General features: G+C 61.6%; 18 protein-coding genes. 9 read left to right on the forward strand and 9 right to left on the reverse strand.

From position 1 onward, the window contains the following. Nucleotides 1-31 precede the first annotated feature (31 nt). Together iolG and JV201_RS15705 are read right to left on the reverse strand one after the other, a co-directional pair. Nucleotides 32-1,036 carry an inositol 2-dehydrogenase gene (gene iolG / locus JV201_RS15700; RefSeq protein WP_102369211.1) on the reverse strand — a complete coding sequence of 335 codons (1,005 nt, stop codon included), beginning with the start codon at nucleotides 1,034-1,036 and terminating at the stop codon, nucleotides 32-34. A gap of 36 nt (nucleotides 1,037-1,072) precedes the next feature. Beyond that, a complete protein-coding gene (locus tag JV201_RS15705; protein ID WP_003215111.1) occupies nucleotides 1,073-2,098 on the reverse strand; it encodes a LacI family DNA-binding transcriptional regulator in 1,026 nt (341 codons plus the stop codon). Between the two features lie 123 nt (nucleotides 2,099-2,221). Here JV201_RS15705 and JV201_RS15710 point away from each other — a divergent pair, with 123 nt between their 5' ends. From JV201_RS15710 to JV201_RS15720, 3 genes are read left to right on the forward strand one after another with little or no spacing between them, the layout of a single operon-like run. After that, complete coding sequence (locus JV201_RS15710) at nucleotides 2,222-3,067, forward strand: SDR family oxidoreductase (protein ID WP_003215109.1); 846 nt, start codon at nucleotides 2,222-2,224, stop codon at nucleotides 3,065-3,067. Continuing rightward, nucleotides 3,067-4,209 (forward strand): phytanoyl-CoA dioxygenase family protein, encoded by a 1,143-nt coding sequence (locus JV201_RS15715; RefSeq protein ID WP_003215107.1) that lies wholly within the window; start codon nucleotides 3,067-3,069, stop codon nucleotides 4,207-4,209. Before JV201_RS15710 ends, JV201_RS15715 begins: the two co-directional genes overlap by 1 nt. A gap of 48 nt (nucleotides 4,210-4,257) precedes the next feature. Next, nucleotides 4,258-5,181 carry a substrate-binding domain-containing protein gene (locus JV201_RS15720; RefSeq protein WP_003215106.1) on the forward strand — a complete coding sequence of 308 codons (924 nt, stop codon included), beginning with the start codon at nucleotides 4,258-4,260 and terminating at the stop codon, nucleotides 5,179-5,181. On the opposite strand, the gene JV201_RS15725 is transcribed toward JV201_RS15720, so the two are convergent. Continuing rightward, nucleotides 5,171-5,593, reverse strand: coding sequence for an MAPEG family protein (locus JV201_RS15725; RefSeq protein WP_219405692.1), 423 nt, complete (start codon nucleotides 5,591-5,593; stop codon nucleotides 5,171-5,173). The genes JV201_RS15720 and JV201_RS15725 overlap by 11 nt on opposite strands. After that, a complete protein-coding gene (locus JV201_RS15730) occupies nucleotides 5,593-5,910 on the reverse strand; it encodes a DUF2834 domain-containing protein (protein ID WP_003215101.1) in 318 nt (105 codons plus the stop codon). Before JV201_RS15730 ends, JV201_RS15725 begins: the two co-directional genes overlap by 1 nt. A gap of 116 nt (nucleotides 5,911-6,026) precedes the next feature. On the opposite strand from JV201_RS15730, the gene JV201_RS15735 reads away from it, so the two are divergent. Next, complete coding sequence (locus JV201_RS15735; protein ID WP_174717786.1) at nucleotides 6,027-6,836, forward strand: helix-turn-helix domain-containing protein; 810 nt, start codon at nucleotides 6,027-6,029, stop codon at nucleotides 6,834-6,836. Nucleotides 6,837-6,854: 18 nt separating this feature from the next. Here the strand turns inward: JV201_RS15735 and JV201_RS15740 are convergent, their stop codons facing one another. Next, the gene (locus tag JV201_RS15740) at nucleotides 6,855-7,271 is read right to left on the reverse strand and encodes a hypothetical protein (protein WP_003215097.1); all 417 of its coding nucleotides are present in this window, start codon (nucleotides 7,269-7,271) and stop codon (nucleotides 6,855-6,857) included. 288 nt (nucleotides 7,272-7,559) lie between these two features. Here JV201_RS15740 and JV201_RS15745 point away from each other — a divergent pair, with 288 nt between their 5' ends. Further along, nucleotides 7,560-7,925: a hypothetical protein gene (locus tag JV201_RS15745; protein WP_219405693.1), complete on the forward strand. Its 366-nt coding sequence runs from the start codon at nucleotides 7,560-7,562 to the stop codon at nucleotides 7,923-7,925. A 6-nt stretch (nucleotides 7,926-7,931) separates the two neighbouring features. Here the strand turns inward: JV201_RS15745 and JV201_RS15750 are convergent, their stop codons facing one another. Both JV201_RS15750 and JV201_RS15755 read right to left on the reverse strand, forming a co-directional pair. Beyond that, a complete protein-coding gene (locus JV201_RS15750; protein ID WP_003215093.1) occupies nucleotides 7,932-8,654 on the reverse strand; it encodes a CPBP family intramembrane glutamic endopeptidase in 723 nt (240 codons plus the stop codon). Nucleotides 8,655-8,660: 6 nt separating this feature from the next. Further along, nucleotides 8,661-9,131 carry a RidA family protein gene (locus JV201_RS15755; protein WP_219405694.1) on the reverse strand — a complete coding sequence of 157 codons (471 nt, stop codon included), beginning with the start codon at nucleotides 9,129-9,131 and terminating at the stop codon, nucleotides 8,661-8,663. Nucleotides 9,132-9,386: 255 nt separating this feature from the next. Between JV201_RS15755 and JV201_RS15760 the strand changes: the two genes are divergently transcribed. Then, nucleotides 9,387-9,818 (forward strand): nuclear transport factor 2 family protein, encoded by a 432-nt coding sequence (locus tag JV201_RS15760; RefSeq protein WP_003215089.1) that lies wholly within the window; start codon nucleotides 9,387-9,389, stop codon nucleotides 9,816-9,818. 138 nt (nucleotides 9,819-9,956) lie between these two features. Here JV201_RS15760 and JV201_RS15765 read toward each other — a convergent pair whose 3' ends face one another. Further along, entirely contained in the window at nucleotides 9,957-11,285 is a 1,329-nt protein-coding gene (locus JV201_RS15765; RefSeq protein WP_102604951.1) for a PLP-dependent aminotransferase family protein, read from the reverse strand. A 91-nt stretch (nucleotides 11,286-11,376) separates the two neighbouring features. Between JV201_RS15765 and JV201_RS15770 the strand changes: the two genes are divergently transcribed. Continuing rightward, complete coding sequence (locus JV201_RS15770) at nucleotides 11,377-12,267, forward strand: DMT family transporter (protein ID WP_102369215.1); 891 nt, start codon at nucleotides 11,377-11,379, stop codon at nucleotides 12,265-12,267. A 3-nt stretch (nucleotides 12,268-12,270) separates the two neighbouring features. On the opposite strand, the gene JV201_RS15775 is transcribed toward JV201_RS15770, so the two are convergent. Next, a complete protein-coding gene (locus tag JV201_RS15775; RefSeq protein WP_087695009.1) occupies nucleotides 12,271-12,825 on the reverse strand; it encodes a YceI family protein in 555 nt (184 codons plus the stop codon). A 118-nt stretch (nucleotides 12,826-12,943) separates the two neighbouring features. Between JV201_RS15775 and JV201_RS15780 the strand changes: the two genes are divergently transcribed. Together JV201_RS15780 and yghX are read left to right on the forward strand one after the other, a co-directional pair. Continuing rightward, a complete protein-coding gene (locus JV201_RS15780; RefSeq protein ID WP_219405695.1) occupies nucleotides 12,944-13,438 on the forward strand; it encodes a PaaI family thioesterase in 495 nt (164 codons plus the stop codon). 44 nt (nucleotides 13,439-13,482) lie between these two features. Next, the gene (gene yghX / locus JV201_RS15785) at nucleotides 13,483-14,370 is read left to right on the forward strand and encodes a YghX family hydrolase (protein WP_003215079.1); all 888 of its coding nucleotides are present in this window, start codon (nucleotides 13,483-13,485) and stop codon (nucleotides 14,368-14,370) included. Nucleotides 14,371-14,392: the final 22 nt, after the last annotated feature.

Raw genomic sequence — 14,392 nt, forward strand, 5'->3', positions numbered from 1 at the left:
CCGGAGCGAGCATGCCCGCTCCGGCAACACCTTAAATAGCGTAATTGACCTCAACCATTCGCCCGGTCTTGATGGACTCCAGCGCACAGTCCGCCAAGTGCAACGCATACAGCCCATCGCGCATGTTGGTGGGCAGCGCGCGCCCCGCGCTCAGTGCCTGGATAAACTGGCCCAACTCATTGCGGTAGGCATCCGCATAACGCTCCAGGAAGAAATGCTGCAACGGCTCCAACGCCTCGGTGTGCTCGTGGTTCCAATGGCGCAAGGTGCTGGGTCGATGGTTATCCGTGAGCAGCACCCCCTTGGCCCCGGATACCTCAAGTCGCTGGTCATACCCGTAGACCGCCTCCCGACAGCAGTTGATATGGCACTGTTTCCCGGATGCGGTGCGCAGCAGCACCATCACGCTGTCGAAGTCGTCAATCTGCGCCAGGCTCGGATCTACCAGCCGGCTGGCTATCGCGCCGACTTCAATGGGCTCTTCACCCAGCAGGTGCCGCGCCATGTCGAAGTCATGAATGGTCATGTCCCGCAGGATGCCGCCGGAATGTGCCAGGTAATCCCGTGGCGCCAACCCCGGGTCGCGGCTGGTGATGATCACCTGCCGCACAGCACCAATTTGCCCCGCGTCGATGGCCTGGCGCAGGCGCAGCGTGTCGGGATCGAAGCGGCGGTTGAAGCCCAGCATGACTTTGCCGCCCTCGCGCTCCACAGCTTGCGCCGCCGCCCGCGCCTTGGCGAAATCCAGGTCAATGGGCTTCTCGCACAGCACGGCCTTGCCCTGGGACACGGCCGCCAGCAGCAAATCGATATGAGTGTCGGTGGGTGTGCCAATCACCACCGCGTCGATATCGTCCCGACTTAGCACTGCTGCGCAGTCATAGGCCGCCTCGCAACCCAGCTGCGCAGCCAAGCCATCGACGCCCTCCCGCCAGGGGTCGGCGACCACCACCAGAGTGGCATCAGGATGGGCCGCGACATTGGCCGCGTGAATGTTGGCGATGCGCCCTGCACCAAGGACAGCGATACGTAGCATGGTCGAACTCCTGGGATTGTTATTGGGTGTGGAGATTCAGTCCGGCAGGTTGAACGGTGTGACGATCTGTACCTGTGACGGCGCAATCGGCCCAGCCTTCCACAGCCGATGAAATTGCAGGATGTGCAGGAACACATGGCGCGCATCGATCTGCAGGTTGTGATCGATAATCGCGGCGACTTTTTCTTCAGCCAACAGCTGGCGATTCTCTTCGTCGAGGTCGTGAGCAATAAACACGTCCAACGGGCGATCCAGAGCCGCGAAGGCGTCGACAATTGCCCGGTTGCCACCGCCGACGCTGTACACCGCCTTCAGTTCGGGATGCTGCTTCAACGCATCGGTGACCCGGGCAAACGTTCGGTCATACACGCCGTACCCACCGCTGATATCCAGTACCCGCAGGTGCGTCGCACGGCCGCGCAGCCACATGCGAAAACCCATTTCGCGTTCTTCCTCGCCCCGGAACAATTCACTGCCAATCACCACCGCCACTTCCTGGGGTTGGGGTGACAGCCAGCGGGACAGAAGGTACGCGGCGGTTTGTCCGGCGGTGCGGTTATCCATGCCTACGTAGCCGATGCGCTCGCTGTGGGGCAGATCGGTGACCAGGGTCACCACCGGAATACCTGCGGCCGCCAGGTGCTTGACCGCCAGATTCACCGCCGGCTCGTCCGCGGCCTTGAGCACCACACCCTGGCTGCCGGTCTCGAGGCAGCGCAGCAATTGGTCGTGCATCGCCTGAGGCTCGATCTCTTCGAACACATGAAACCGCGGGGCGATACGAAACGGTGCCAGGCTGCCCAGTTGGGCGGTGATGGCGGCCTGCACCGCCGCACTGAAGCGCTTGGGCGTGTGCATGATCACATCGACATGAAAGGTACGGCCTACTGCCAGGCCATTTTTTTCCTGGGATTCCAGCTCATCCAGAGCCTGTTCGATACGCCGCCGGGTTTGGGCGTGCACGCTGCCGCGCTCATGCAAGACGCGATCGACTGTCGCCTTGCTGACGCCCGCCTGGGTGGCCAGTTGCTTGATGGAAAAGTGTTTAGCGCGTTCGAGCATGCCGTTGAGCCTGAGGTTTTTTTGAGGTCTTTTTGAGACTCGTTGAGGTGACCGCAATGCTAGTCTCAGTTTTGCCCGGCGTCGAGCCCGGCCTTCAAAACAACAAAAACCCAGGAGACCCCGATGCCTTCAACCGACCTCAGCCATACCTTCAAAGGCCAATACTTTGTCGTCACCGGCAGCACCCAGGGGTTGGGGGCTGCCGTCGCCCATACCCTGGCGCGGCGCGGTGCTGCCGGCCTGATCATCTGCGGACGCCGTCCGGACCAGGGCCAGGAGCAAGTACGGCAGTTGGCAGCGCTCGATTGCCGCGCGGTGTTTGTCCAGGCGGACCTGGAACAGATTGGCGACTGCCGCGCCGTGATCGAGGCGGCCCGTGCCCACTTCGGCACCCTCCACGGGCTGATCAACTGCGCCGGGATGTCGGATCGCGGCACCATTCTCGACACCTCCCCCGAACTGTTTGATCGACTATTTGCGGTCAATGTGAGGGCGCCGTTTTTCCTGATGCAGGAAGCCTTGAAGCTGATGATCAGCCAGAGGGTTGAAGGTGCAGTGGTCAATATCCAGAGTGTCACCGGCCACGGCGGGCAATCGTTCTTGAGTGCCTACGCGGCGTCCAAGGGCGCTCTCGCGATTCTGACCAAAAACGTGGCGTTCAGCGCCCTGCGCAACCGGATTCGGGTCAACGGCTTGAACATCGGCTGGATGGACACACCGCACGAGGATGAAATCCAGCGGCACTACCACGGTGCCGGGGATGCCTGGTTGGAAGCCGCCGAAGCCGCACAGCCCTTCGGCCGCCTGCTCAAACCTGAAGAGGTGGCCCGGAGCGTGGCATTTCTATTGTCACGCGAGTCGGGAATGATGACCGGCACGGTGATCGACCTGGAGCAAGGCGTCATCGGCTGTGGCGACGGCGGCACCCCACGCCCCGATCAGGCCTTGAGCCTGGTGGAGGGTGCGTGATGCCTGCCTTTGTCAGCGCCGATGCGGTGCAACTGGAAGATTTTCACTCGATCTGTGCCCAGCAGGCTGCTGCCGAGGACTACCCGCACTGCGCCGAAGTGTGCAGCAACATCCCGATCTATCAGGCCCAGGCACTGCGCAACGGCGATCGTCACGCCGTGCTGGACGAACTGCATCGCCTGTTCAGCCAGGGGCCGGGAGTGATGGTGGTGCGCCAGGGCTACGCCGACCTGGACGTGGTCGACCGTCACAGCCAGGTATTCGAAGCGATCTTTGCCCAAGAGGCTGCGCAAGGTGTGGCCGCCGACCACTTCGCCAAGGCCGGCAGTAACGGACGTATCTGGAACTCATTACAGAAGGCCGCACTGCAGTCGCCGGCATCCTTTGTCGAATATTACGCCAACCCACTGCTGGGGTTGATCGCACAAGCCTGGCTCGGCCCGGGCTACCAAGTCACGGCCCAGGTCAACGTGGTGCACCCCGGTGGCCAAGCCCAGCAACCGCACCGTGATTATCACCTCGGGTTCCAGACCATCGACGTGGTGGAGCGCTTTCCGTTGCCCCTGCACACGCTGTCCCAATACCTCACGCTGCAAGGGGCCGTGGCCCACAGCGACATGCCCCTGGAAACCGGCCCGACCCAACTGCTGCCGTTTTCCCAGCAATACCCACTGGGCTACCTGGCCTGGAGGCGCACTGAATTCATCGAGTACTTCCAGCAGCATGCCGTGCAATTGCCGCTGAACAAAGGTGACCTGCTGTTCTTCAACCCGGCCCTGTTTCACGCCGCTGGCACCAATCGCACACCGGACCGCCAGCGCATGGCCAACCTGCTGCAAATCTCCTCGGCGTTCGGCAAAACGATGGAGGCTGTGGACCGCGACCGGATGATGCTGGCGCTGTACCCCTGCCTGTTGGAGCGCCTGGCGGACAACGTCATGGATGGCGAGGCGCTGCACGCGGTGATCGCCTGCACCGCCGATGGCTATTCCTTTCCCACCAACCTGGATACCGACCCACCCTTACAGGGCCTGGCTCCGCAAACCGGGCAGCAACTGATGTTGCAGGCACTGAACGAACGCTGGCCCTGCGAGACCTTTGCCGAACGCGTTGCGCAACTACACGCCAAACGCCAAGGCTGAGGAATGTTTTCAACGTCTTTCAAAACAACAAAAAAACGGACTGACACCATGAAAAAACAGCTGCTGACCTTGCTCCTGACCCTCATCGTTACCCCGCTAGCCCTCGCCGAGACACGCATCGGCGTCAGCATCGCCCAGGTGGACGACGTGTTCCTCGCCCAGATGCGTGACTACATGGCGGCCCACGCCAGGGACCTCACCGACGTGACCCTGCAATTCGAAGACGCCCAAGGCGATGTGGTGCGCCAACTGAACCAGGTGCAGAGCTTTTCTGCCCAAGGCATGGACGCGATTATCGTCAACGCGGTCGACACCGCCGCCACCCAGAAAATGACCGTAAATGCCCAGCAGGCGGGTATCCCGCTGGTGTACGTCAACCGTCGCCCGGACATCCCGGTCCTGCCGGCCGGGGTGGGTTATGTCGGCTCGGACGAGATCAAAGCGGGCGAGATTCAGATGCGCTACCTCGCGGAAAAAATGAACGGCAAGGGCAACCTCGCAATCATGCTCGGCTTGCTCTCTAACAACGCCACCCACAACCGCACACAGGGCGTGAAAAACGTACTGAAGGATTACCCCAACATCCATATCGTCGAAGAACAAAGCGCCGACTGGCAGCGCAGCAAGGCCATGGACCTGATGAACAACTGGATCGTCTCGGGCAAGAAAATCGACGCCGTGGCGGCCAATGCCGATGAAATGGCTATCGGTGCCGCGATGGCGATTACCCAGGCCGGTATGCACCCTGGCAAGGACATCCTGGTGGGCGGCAGCGACGGCGGACCCGCCGGCCTGGATGCGATCAAAAAAGATCTATTGGTAGTCACGGCCTATCAGGACAACAAGGGCCAGGCCGTCGGCTCGATTGACCTGGCGCTGAAGATGATCAGGAAGCAGCCCTACACGGCGGAGCTGACCATTCCCTATCAACAGATCACCAAGGACAACTATCAGGCCTTTCTCACCCCTTGATTGTTATCAGCCCAGCGCCAAGCAGACCGGCCAGCCCCGACAAACAGAGCACTCCCACTCCATAAGCGAGGGTGCGCCAGGGCTGGCGGCCGCTCAGATACATCACCGTATGCATCACACGGGCAGCGGTGAACAGACAGAACAACCCCGCGGTAGCGGTGCCTGGCGTTTCCATCGCCAAGCACAGGCCACTCAAAATGAAGAACAACGGAATATTTTCCAGATCATTGGCCCAAGCCTTTTCGGCCCGGGATACTTGCGGTAACTCCTGGGGATTCGCATCGCGATGGAAGAAAGCTGCATCCTCGTGGTTAGTGAATGCACGGAATCTGAGTCGAAAGAAACCCTGGTAACAGGAGATCGCCAGCATCTTCAAGAACAGCACCAGTACGCACAACGCATAAACCTCCATCACCGGCCCCCTGAAGGTTCGCGGAACCCGTTGACCACGATATACAGCAGCGGACCGATGGATACGAAAACCGCCGTTACCAGTAAATAGGGCAACACCGACGCCAGGGATTTGCCCCTGGCCCGCGCATCCCGGTACATCCATACGCCCGCCAAGGCCGCCATCAGATACAAGTCAATCACCACCTGGGCAGTGTCCGGCCTCGATATCAATTCACGTCCGAACGCCATGAGCGATTGTTCGGCGATCAGCATCGTGATCAATGTGTACAGGGCAAAAGCCAACAGCCCGGCCAGGGCAATCCAGGGTCTGCGCATGTTCTCCTCCTTGGAGACAACGGTTCGGGAAGCTGCACATTAGTGATAACGTCGTTCCCCTCTCAATGACCTCGAAGGTCATCGACACCACCGACCCGCACGGCCAGAGTCAACCCATGAGCAGCCAACCTTTCCCCCGCGCCAACCCCGACACTACCGCCGGCACGCAACTGCGCGTGCTGCGTCGGCACGCCAGATTGAGCCAGCTGGAACTGGCGCTGATCACCGGGGTTTCCCAACGCCACCTGAGCTGCATCGAGACCGGGCGCGCCAAGCCGAGCCCGGGCACCTTGCATAATTTGCTGATGGCGCTGGAGGTTCCGCTGGAGCAATGCAACAGCGTGTTCCTCGCTGCCGGCTTCGCCCCGCGCTATGAGGCAACCCCGCTCTCCTCGCCCTCCATGGAGGCTATTCGCGAGGCAATCAGCCATGTGCTCCACGCGAACAATCCTGCACCGGCGATCGTGCTGGGCAGCCACTGGGAAGTGCTCGCCGCCAACGCCAGTACCCAGGTGCTGTTCGAGCTGGTGGGGATCAAACCGGAGGCGGCTGATGGGCTGAATTTGCTGGTCACCCTGCTACAGCCTGGCGGCCTGGGTGATCATTTGATCAACGCTGACGAAATCCGCACCATCGCCTGGCAACGGGCGACGCGCGAGGCGTTGGGCAACTCCGAACTTGCCAGGCTTCTGGACAGCCTGCCGGCCCCGCAAAGTACCGAAGCCTTGGTCAATGAACCGCCGCCACTGGTGCTGACACGCGTCAACTCCCGTGAAGGTGAGCTGAACTTCATGTCGACCTTCACCACCTTCGGCATGCCTCAGGACATCACGGTAACGTCGTTGCGCATCGAGCATTTGATTCCGGCGGATGCGCAGACGTGGCAGGTGATGACCGCGGCGTATGAGCGGTCATTGGTGAGGTAGAAAGCCGCGGCGGGGCCATTAGTTATTTGTCGTATTTTGCCCGCCATAGCTATTGGCGCGGCTCTTGGAGGAGGAGCCGTTGCTGTATTGGGTGTCTTGCCCGCCGTAGCTATTGGAGCGGCTCTTGGCTGAGGTGCCGTCGCTGTATTGAGTGTCTTGCCCACCATAGCTGTTGGAACGGGTCTTGGCCGAGGTGCCGTCGCCGTATTGGATATCCTGCCCGCCATAACTATTGGAGCGGCTCTTGGAGGAAGTACCATCGCTGTATTGGGTGTCTTGCCCACCGTAGCTATTGGCGCGACTCTTGGAAGAGGTGCCATTGTCGTATTCGCAATCGGACCCACCATAACTGTTCGCCCTGCACGTCTCGGCAACCGCTTGGTAAAGCGGCGCAGCCAACAAAACCGTGCCCAGCAAAACGACCTTAAGCTTCATGTTAATTCCTTGTAGAGGTGGCGATACGCTATTACAGACTGGAGATTCTGAACTTAGTTTCCAACGTTCTGAAATGCGCTCGCGCGAGCCGACGTGGCAACCCTTTGCCAGCCCCGGCAACTCCTGGCCTGCGCCCTGCCCCGGCAATACCACCCAGCCCGCGCCGCACAAGGCATGCAGCACATGGCCCGGGTTTTGCTCTGTTGCTGCTACCAATAAGGGAGCGGCACCATGATAGGAAGCACGACAAGTCTGTTAGCGCTGGGACAGAAGACTTTTACACAATCCATGGAAAACGGCACCCTGCGGGCCGGGAGGATTGAAGTCACCAACGCCACGCCCGAGATCAAGACCAAGCTGGAAGCCAGCTATCAGGAGCAAGTGCGCTCGACCGCGCAAACCGTTGCCACCGCCAGGGCCAACCCTTCATGGGCGACCTTCGACGATAAAGGCAACGCCGTCGAACTGCCCGATGTTCAGTCACTCAGCAAAAGCGACGCCACCCATGTGGCCAACGGTCTTCAGTACCTGCTCGATATCGGGCGCCTGGACGGCAAGACTGTCACCGCGAAAAATGGCGACCAGTCGACCGATAACATCGCGGTCTACAAAGACTGGCTCCAGGCCCGCATCGGCGTTGATTTACAGGCCTGAGACGGTTCACACCATCGGCACGGCAATCAGCAAGATCGCCGTGCCATGGGTGGCCGTCGCCGCCACCACACCGTAGCGCATCCGCACCAGCCCGCAGGCCACGCCTTCAATCAGGGTAAAGGCCAACACTGGCCAGCCCAGTTGCGTCACGCTCAACGCCAGAAATGAATGGCACGCGGCGAACGCCAACCCGCTGAGCAACGCCGCACGCAGCGGCGTAACGTGCTGTTCGAGATAGCCCTGCAGGAAGCCGCGAAACAATACCTCTTCCAGCGCATTGGCGCAGTAGGCAAGCACCAGCATGCCCATCAGCCAGGCCCAGTAAACCGGCTCAATGCCTTGATACAGCCGCAATGGCAGGCCGATCAGACACCCCGCCCCGAGTCCCACCGCCAGGCCCGCCCAACGATTGCCCTTGAACAGCACCGTCAGTTGCCACAACTCCGGTGCCAGGCGCGCGAGCAGGGCAATCAGCCCAAGGGATAACCCGCCCAGCGCGGCCAGCACCCACGGGTTGGCCGTGAATTCGATCTGCACCTCGCGGCTCAGCGACCACATGCCCAGTGGCGTCATCGCATCGCGCATCAGCACAAAGGCCAGCAGCAGGATAACGATGCGCAAGCCCGGCAATGTTTTTGGCGTGAGACCGAACCACAGGCCAAACAGGATCAGTCCCGGGAGCAGGTAGATTCCATAGTGGACCAGTACCGCAAACGCCTCGGCGATCACCCGGTTTCAGTCCCGTACCACGGCGATCATGTCGATTTCCACGGCCGCGCCCTTGGGCAATTGCAGCACGCCCACCGAGGTGCGCGTATGGGATCCTGCGGCCCCCAGGACCTCGTTCAACAGGTCCGACGCACCGTTGGCCACTTCGCTTTGCTGGTCGAAGTCATCCGCGCTGCGCACGTACACATTGATCTTGAGGATCGCCTTGACCTGGTCCAGCGAACCCAGTGCCTGCTTGAGCAAGCCCAGGCAACGCAGTGCGCTGACGCCCGCGGCAATCTGTGCGTCGGCCAGGCTGAGGCTTTCGCCGACCTTGCCGGGCAACACGATGGCGTCACCCACCCGCGGAATCTGGCCACTGATGTAGACGTGATTGCCGTCCCTCAGCAGCGGCGTGTAGTTGCCGCCGATCTTGAACTCGTTGAGTTGATAACCCAGGCGCACCATGGCCGCCGCATACTTTTGATCCGGTGTCATTTTTTTGTTTTCCTCAGTCGTTGCGAATCCACGCCATGAAGTCGCCGGCCACAGCATAGCTATGTGCCATTTCCACGGGAAGTGCCGACCGCTATTTCGCAAGTGATACGACAACCAATACTGGCAAACAGCGCTTATCTTCTAGCCAAGAACAAATTTCACTTTCCTTGATCCCGGTAAATACGGCATGGTTGTACGACGACTTAAAAACACAATCCGAGTCGTCCCGGTACCCACAACAACAAGGAAACACCCATGCAAAACGTCAAGGTTCTGATTGGTTTTCTGTGCCTGTTCAGCGGCTACGCGGCCGCCGCGCCCGCCGCAAGTGACAAGGATGTAGCCGCTGCGGTCGATCATCTGACCCAGGCCATGTTGCACAAGGACATCCCGCAACTGCAGGCCCTCACCGCGAACAACCTCACCTACGGCCACTCCAGCGGCAAGGTCCAGAACAAGCAGGAATTTATCGCTGACATTGAAACCGGCAGAAGTGGTTTCAAGACCCTGGAAATGCAGAAACAGACCATCACCCTCAATGGCGACACCGCCCTGGTGCGCAACCACTTTTCCGCACAGGCGGTGAATAGTGGCGTCGAGGTGCCCACCGAAATTGAAAACTTCCAGGTCTGGCAGAAGCAGAAAGGCAAATGGCTGCTGATCGGGCGCCAGGCCTACAAGTTCTGAGTCCCGCCTGGATCGTTCCCACGCTCTGCGTGGGAATGCATCCGGTGACGCTCTGCGTCACTATCGCGCAAATCTACAGCGGGACGCGGAGCGTCCAAGGCGGCGTTCCCACGCAGAGCGTGGGAACGATCCGGCCCCCTAGCACGCCTCCACCGCCCAGCGCACTTTCACCAACGCCTCGCGCAGCACCTCCCGGTCCACCGACCCCAGCGCCACTCGCAAGGCATGGGGCACGTGGGCCGAGACGGCAAACGGCTCGGCCGTGGACACCGAGATATTTTCCCGTGCCAGCGCCATGGTGATCTGATCGGCGCGGGCATCTTCCGGCAACGGCAACCACAAGAAATACGAAGACGGATGGCGGATAACATTCAAGCCCGCCAACACCTCATCGGCCACCGCCTGGCGCGCCTGGGCGTCCTTACGTTTTTGCGCTTCAAGCTGCAGCACCGTGCCGTCGTCGATCCACGCGGCAGCCACCGCAGTCATCACCCCCGGGGTGTTCCAGGTGGTGGCCATGACCGTACGTTCCAGCGCCGCCATCCACTGCTGCGGAGCGGCGACAAAACCCACCCGCAGGCCGGTGGCAACGCTCTTGGAAAGCCCCGACACATACACCGTGCGTTCCGGTGCCAGCTCGGCCACCGGCGGCGGCGGGTCCTCGGCTAAAAACGCGTAGGCCGCGTCCTCGATCAGGATCAAATCATGCTGGCGGGCAATCGCCACCAGGTGCTCGCGCTGCTCCCTGCTCATCACCCAACCCAACGGGTTATGCAGGGTCGGCATGCTGTACACGGCGCGTACCGGGCGCCGGGCGCAGAGTTGTTCAAGAAAGGCCAAGTCGGGGCCCGTCGCGGTCACCGGGATCGCGACGATTTCCAGGTGCAGCGTCTCGGCCAACACCTTGAACCCGGAATAGGTCAGCGCATCCACCGCCACCACATCGCCGGGCTTGAGCAGCGACATCATGGTCACCGCCAGCCCATGCTGGGCACCGCTGACGATCAGCACCTGCTCGGCCTGCACCGTCAACCCACGACTCAGCAGATGACGCGCCACCGCTGCCCGCTCATGCAGCCGACCGGCGTGAGGCTGATAGCGCAGCAGCGCCGCCAGGTCGCCGGACAACGCCAACTGGCGCAATGCGGTGCGCAGCAGGTCGGTCTGGCCCGGCAGCGACGGGTAGTTGAAGTTGAGATCGATCATTCCCGCCGCCACCGCGATCTGGCCGACGCCCTGCCCCGGCGACAACGCGATTTCCCGCACAAAGGTTCCGCGCCCGGTTTCACCACTGACGAGGCCCATGGCCTCAAGCTCGGTGTACACCCGGCTGGCCGTGACCAGCGCCAGGCCATGGCTGGCGGCCAACTGGCGGTGCGTCGGCAACCGGGTGCCCGCCGCCAGCGCGCCCGAACGGATATCCCGGGCGAAGGTGTCCACCAATGTCTTGTAGCGGGCGCGGGGCATAGGCGATGTATCCATGACAATTTTTTGATTGTCTTGATAGTGAATCATAGGATGCGCAGGACGCAACTTATCCCTATCGAGCCCTACACCCATGGAACGAACCACCCACCTCAACACCCGGGAAAACAACGCCAGCGGCTGGATCAACGGTTTGATCGGCGTGGTGATCTTCAGCGGCTCGCTGCCGGCCACGCGCCTGGCGGTGCTGGAGTTCGATCCGGTATTCCTGACCGTCGCCCGCGCCACCATCGCCGCCCTGCTCGGCCTGTGCCTGCTGTGGCTGTTCAAGGAAAAAACCCCGGCCCGCAGTCAGTTGCTGCCCCTGGCAATCGTCGCGCTGGGCGTGGTGATCGGCTTTCCTTTGCTCACCGCACTGGCCTTGCAGTACGTCACCAGTGCCCATTCCATCGTATTTGTCGGCCTGCTGCCGTTAGCCACTGCGGTCTTCGGCGTATGGCGCGGCGGCGAGCGGCCCAAGTTGGTGTTCTGGCTGTTTTCGATCCTGGGCAGCCTGCTGGTGGTGGGCTACGCGGTTGCCCAGGGCCTGAGCGCTGCGCCCGCCGGGGATTTGCTGATGCTGTTGGCAATCCTGGTGTGCGGCCTCGGTTATGCCGAAGGAGCCAGGCTCTCACGCACCCTGGGCGGCTGGCAGGTGATCTGCTGGGCGCTGGTGATCTCGCTGCCGATTGTGGCCCCGCTGACGGCGATCCTCGCCCCGGGCACTTTCGTGAGCATCAGCCTGCCGGCCTGGCTGAGCCTGGCCTATGTGTCGCTGTTCAGCATGCTGATCGGGTTTGTGTTCTGGTACCGCGGGCTGGCCCAGGGCGGCATTGCCGCCGTCGGGCAATTGCAGTTGCTGCAACCGTTTTTCGGCCTGGCACTGGCGGCCACGCTGCTGCATGAGCAGGTGAGCCTGGGCATGCTGGGGGTGACCGTCGCGGTGATTGCGTGTGTGGCGGGGGCCAAGAAGTTCGCCCGCTGACCATCAGCGTTCAGGCGCAACCATCTTGAACTTGATGACAATCGCATTGGACACCACGCTGTCCGCCCACTCCCCCGCGCCGATCCTGAAGTCATCGCGCTTGAGCACGAATTCGCCGTCGAATATGCCAATGCCGCTCTGCTCCTTGAGGGCCACCTTGACCTCCACCGGCCGGGTCTGGCCCTTGAGGGTCAGGTTGCCGCTGAACAGGTAACGGTTGTCGCCCAGGTCAGTGATGTGGGTCGAGGTGAAGGTGCCCACCGGGTAGGTGGTCATGTCGAACCAGCCGGGCTTGGGCAGCTCGGTGTTGGCGTCGTCGCTGCCGGCATTGATGCTCGGCAGCTGGATGGTCAGTACGGTGCTGGCGGCAGCCGGGTTTTGCGTGTCGAAATTCAGGGTCGCCGAATAGGTGCCAAACGTGCCGTACACCTCTTGGCCCATCTGGTCATAGGTGAAGCTGATGGTGCTGGCCGTCGGATTCACGTCGGTGTATTCCACGGCGTACGCGTTAGACAAGGTGGCGAAGGCAAGGAAGACCGCTGGCAATCGAGATTTCATGGGATTCTCAACCGGGAATGAACACGCTGTGCACTGCTAACAGCGTAGGCGCTGGATTTATTCACGCGCCTGGCATTAGGCTCGTGCCTCGACGGAACTCAAACAACAAGGAGCCACGATGCCCGCGCTTTCCCTGCAAGACACCACCGCCCCCGAAGGCGTCTGTTATGGCTGCGGCAGCAGCAACCCCCACGGGCTGCACATCAAGAGCCGCTGGGACGCCGACGGCATCCACGTGATCGCCGAGCACCAGCCCGACGCCCGATACAGCGGCTGGCCAGACCTGGTCTATGGCGGTCTGATCGCGATGCTGGTGGACTGCCACTCGAACTGGACCGCCATGGCCTACCACTACCAGGCCGAGCAACGCGAACCCGGCAGCCTGCCGCGTATCGACTGCGTCACCGGCAACCTGGGAATCAAATTCATCAAGCCGACACCGATGGGCGTGCGGCTGACCTTGCGCGCGAAAGTCGAAGGTGACGTGGGGCGCAAAAGCCGCGTGGTGTGCGAGGTGTACGCCGATGGCGTGCTGACGGCGATTGGCGATTCGGTCTTCGTGCGGGTCGACACCGGGCAACTGGCCGCCGCGGCCCATGGCCGGGAAGCCTGATACTGGTCTACATTCAGTCACACCGCTAATCGAGGACGCTACCGATGACTCGTCTGACCGCCAAAGACTTCGCCCCTGAACTGCTGGAGCTTTACGACGGCTACGCCCACGGCAAGATCAACCGCCGGGAATTTCTCGACCGCGCAGCACTGTTCACCTTCGGCGGGCTGACGGCCTCGGCCCTGCTCGCCGCCCTGAGCCCCAACTACGCCCTGGCCGAGCAGGTGAAATTCACCGACCCGGAGATCGTCGCCGACTACATCACCTACCCGTCACCCAAGGGCAACGGCACGGTGCGCGGCTACCTGGTGCGCCCGGCCAAGGCCAGCGGCAAGGTGCCGGCGGTGGTGGTGGTGCATGAGAACCGGGGGTTGAACCCGTATATCGAAGACGTCGCCCGTCGGTTGGCCAAGGCCGGATTCATTGCCCTGGCGCCGGATGGCCTGACCTCGGTGGGCGGCTATCCCGGCAATGATGAGAAAGGTGTGGAGTTGCAACAGAAAGTCGATCCCGAGAAGCTGATGAACGACTTTTTCGCGGCCATCGAATGGTTGATGCACCACGATGCAAGCACCGGCAAGGTGGGCATTACCGGGTTCTGTTATGGCGGCGGCGTGACGAATGCGGCGGCCGTGGCTTATCCGGAGCTGGGTGCGGCGGTGTCGTTTTATGGGCGCCAGCCGGAAGCCAAGGATGTGCCACGGATCAAGGCACCGATCATGTTGCATTACGGTGAGCTGGATACGCGGATCAATGAGGGCTGGCCGGCGTATGAGAAAGCGTTGAAGGCGGCCGGCACGACCTATGAGGCGTTTATCTACAAGGGCGCCAATCACGGCTTCCACAACGATTCGACGCCGAGGTATGACGAGGCGGCGGCGAATCTGGCGTGGGAGCGGACGTTGGGCTGGTTCAAGAAATACCTGGTGTAACCCGCCCTCCAAAACACCACCC

It is taken from the genome of Pseudomonas sp. Colony2 (genome assembly GCF_019382755.1).
Taxonomy (GTDB): domain Bacteria; phylum Pseudomonadota; class Gammaproteobacteria; order Pseudomonadales; family Pseudomonadaceae; genus Aquipseudomonas.

Bases quoted from the DNA above. Each gene is read 5' to 3' on its own strand.
- JV201_RS15730 (WP_003215101.1), bottom strand. From the start codon at position 5,910: ATGCGCAGACCCTGGATTGCCCTGGCCGGGCTGTTGGCTTTTGCCCTG.
- JV201_RS15745 (WP_219405693.1), top strand. From the start codon at position 7,560: ATGGAAAACGGCACCCTGCGGGCCGGGAGGATTGAAGTCACCAACGCC.
- JV201_RS15715 (WP_003215107.1), top strand. From the start codon at position 3,067: ATGCCTGCCTTTGTCAGCGCCGATGCGGTGCAACTGGAAGATTTTCAC.
- JV201_RS15770 (WP_102369215.1), top strand. From the start codon at position 11,377: ATGGAACGAACCACCCACCTCAACACCCGGGAAAACAACGCCAGCGGC.
- JV201_RS15780 (WP_219405695.1), top strand. From the start codon at position 12,944: ATGCCCGCGCTTTCCCTGCAAGACACCACCGCCCCCGAAGGCGTCTGT.
- iolG (WP_102369211.1), bottom strand. From the start codon at position 1,036: ATGCTACGTATCGCTGTCCTTGGTGCAGGGCGCATCGCCAACATTCAC.
- JV201_RS15740 (WP_003215097.1), bottom strand. From the start codon at position 7,271: ATGAAGCTTAAGGTCGTTTTGCTGGGCACGGTTTTGTTGGCTGCGCCG.
- JV201_RS15725 (WP_219405692.1), bottom strand. From the start codon at position 5,593: ATGGAGGTTTATGCGTTGTGCGTACTGGTGCTGTTCTTGAAGATGCTG.
- JV201_RS15760 (WP_003215089.1), top strand. From the start codon at position 9,387: ATGCAAAACGTCAAGGTTCTGATTGGTTTTCTGTGCCTGTTCAGCGGC.
- JV201_RS15765 (WP_102604951.1), bottom strand. From the start codon at position 11,285: ATGCCCCGCGCCCGCTACAAGACATTGGTGGACACCTTCGCCCGGGAT.
- yghX (WP_003215079.1), top strand. From the start codon at position 13,483: ATGACTCGTCTGACCGCCAAAGACTTCGCCCCTGAACTGCTGGAGCTT.
- JV201_RS15705 (WP_003215111.1), bottom strand. From the start codon at position 2,098: ATGCTCGAACGCGCTAAACACTTTTCCATCAAGCAACTGGCCACCCAG.
- JV201_RS15720 (WP_003215106.1), top strand. From the start codon at position 4,258: ATGAAAAAACAGCTGCTGACCTTGCTCCTGACCCTCATCGTTACCCCG.
- JV201_RS15755 (WP_219405694.1), bottom strand. From the start codon at position 9,131: ATGACACCGGATCAAAAGTATGCGGCGGCCATGGTGCGCCTGGGTTAT.
- JV201_RS15775 (WP_087695009.1), bottom strand. From the start codon at position 12,825: ATGAAATCTCGATTGCCAGCGGTCTTCCTTGCCTTCGCCACCTTGTCT.
- JV201_RS15710 (WP_003215109.1), top strand. From the start codon at position 2,222: ATGCCTTCAACCGACCTCAGCCATACCTTCAAAGGCCAATACTTTGTC.
- JV201_RS15735 (WP_174717786.1), top strand. From the start codon at position 6,027: ATGAGCAGCCAACCTTTCCCCCGCGCCAACCCCGACACTACCGCCGGC.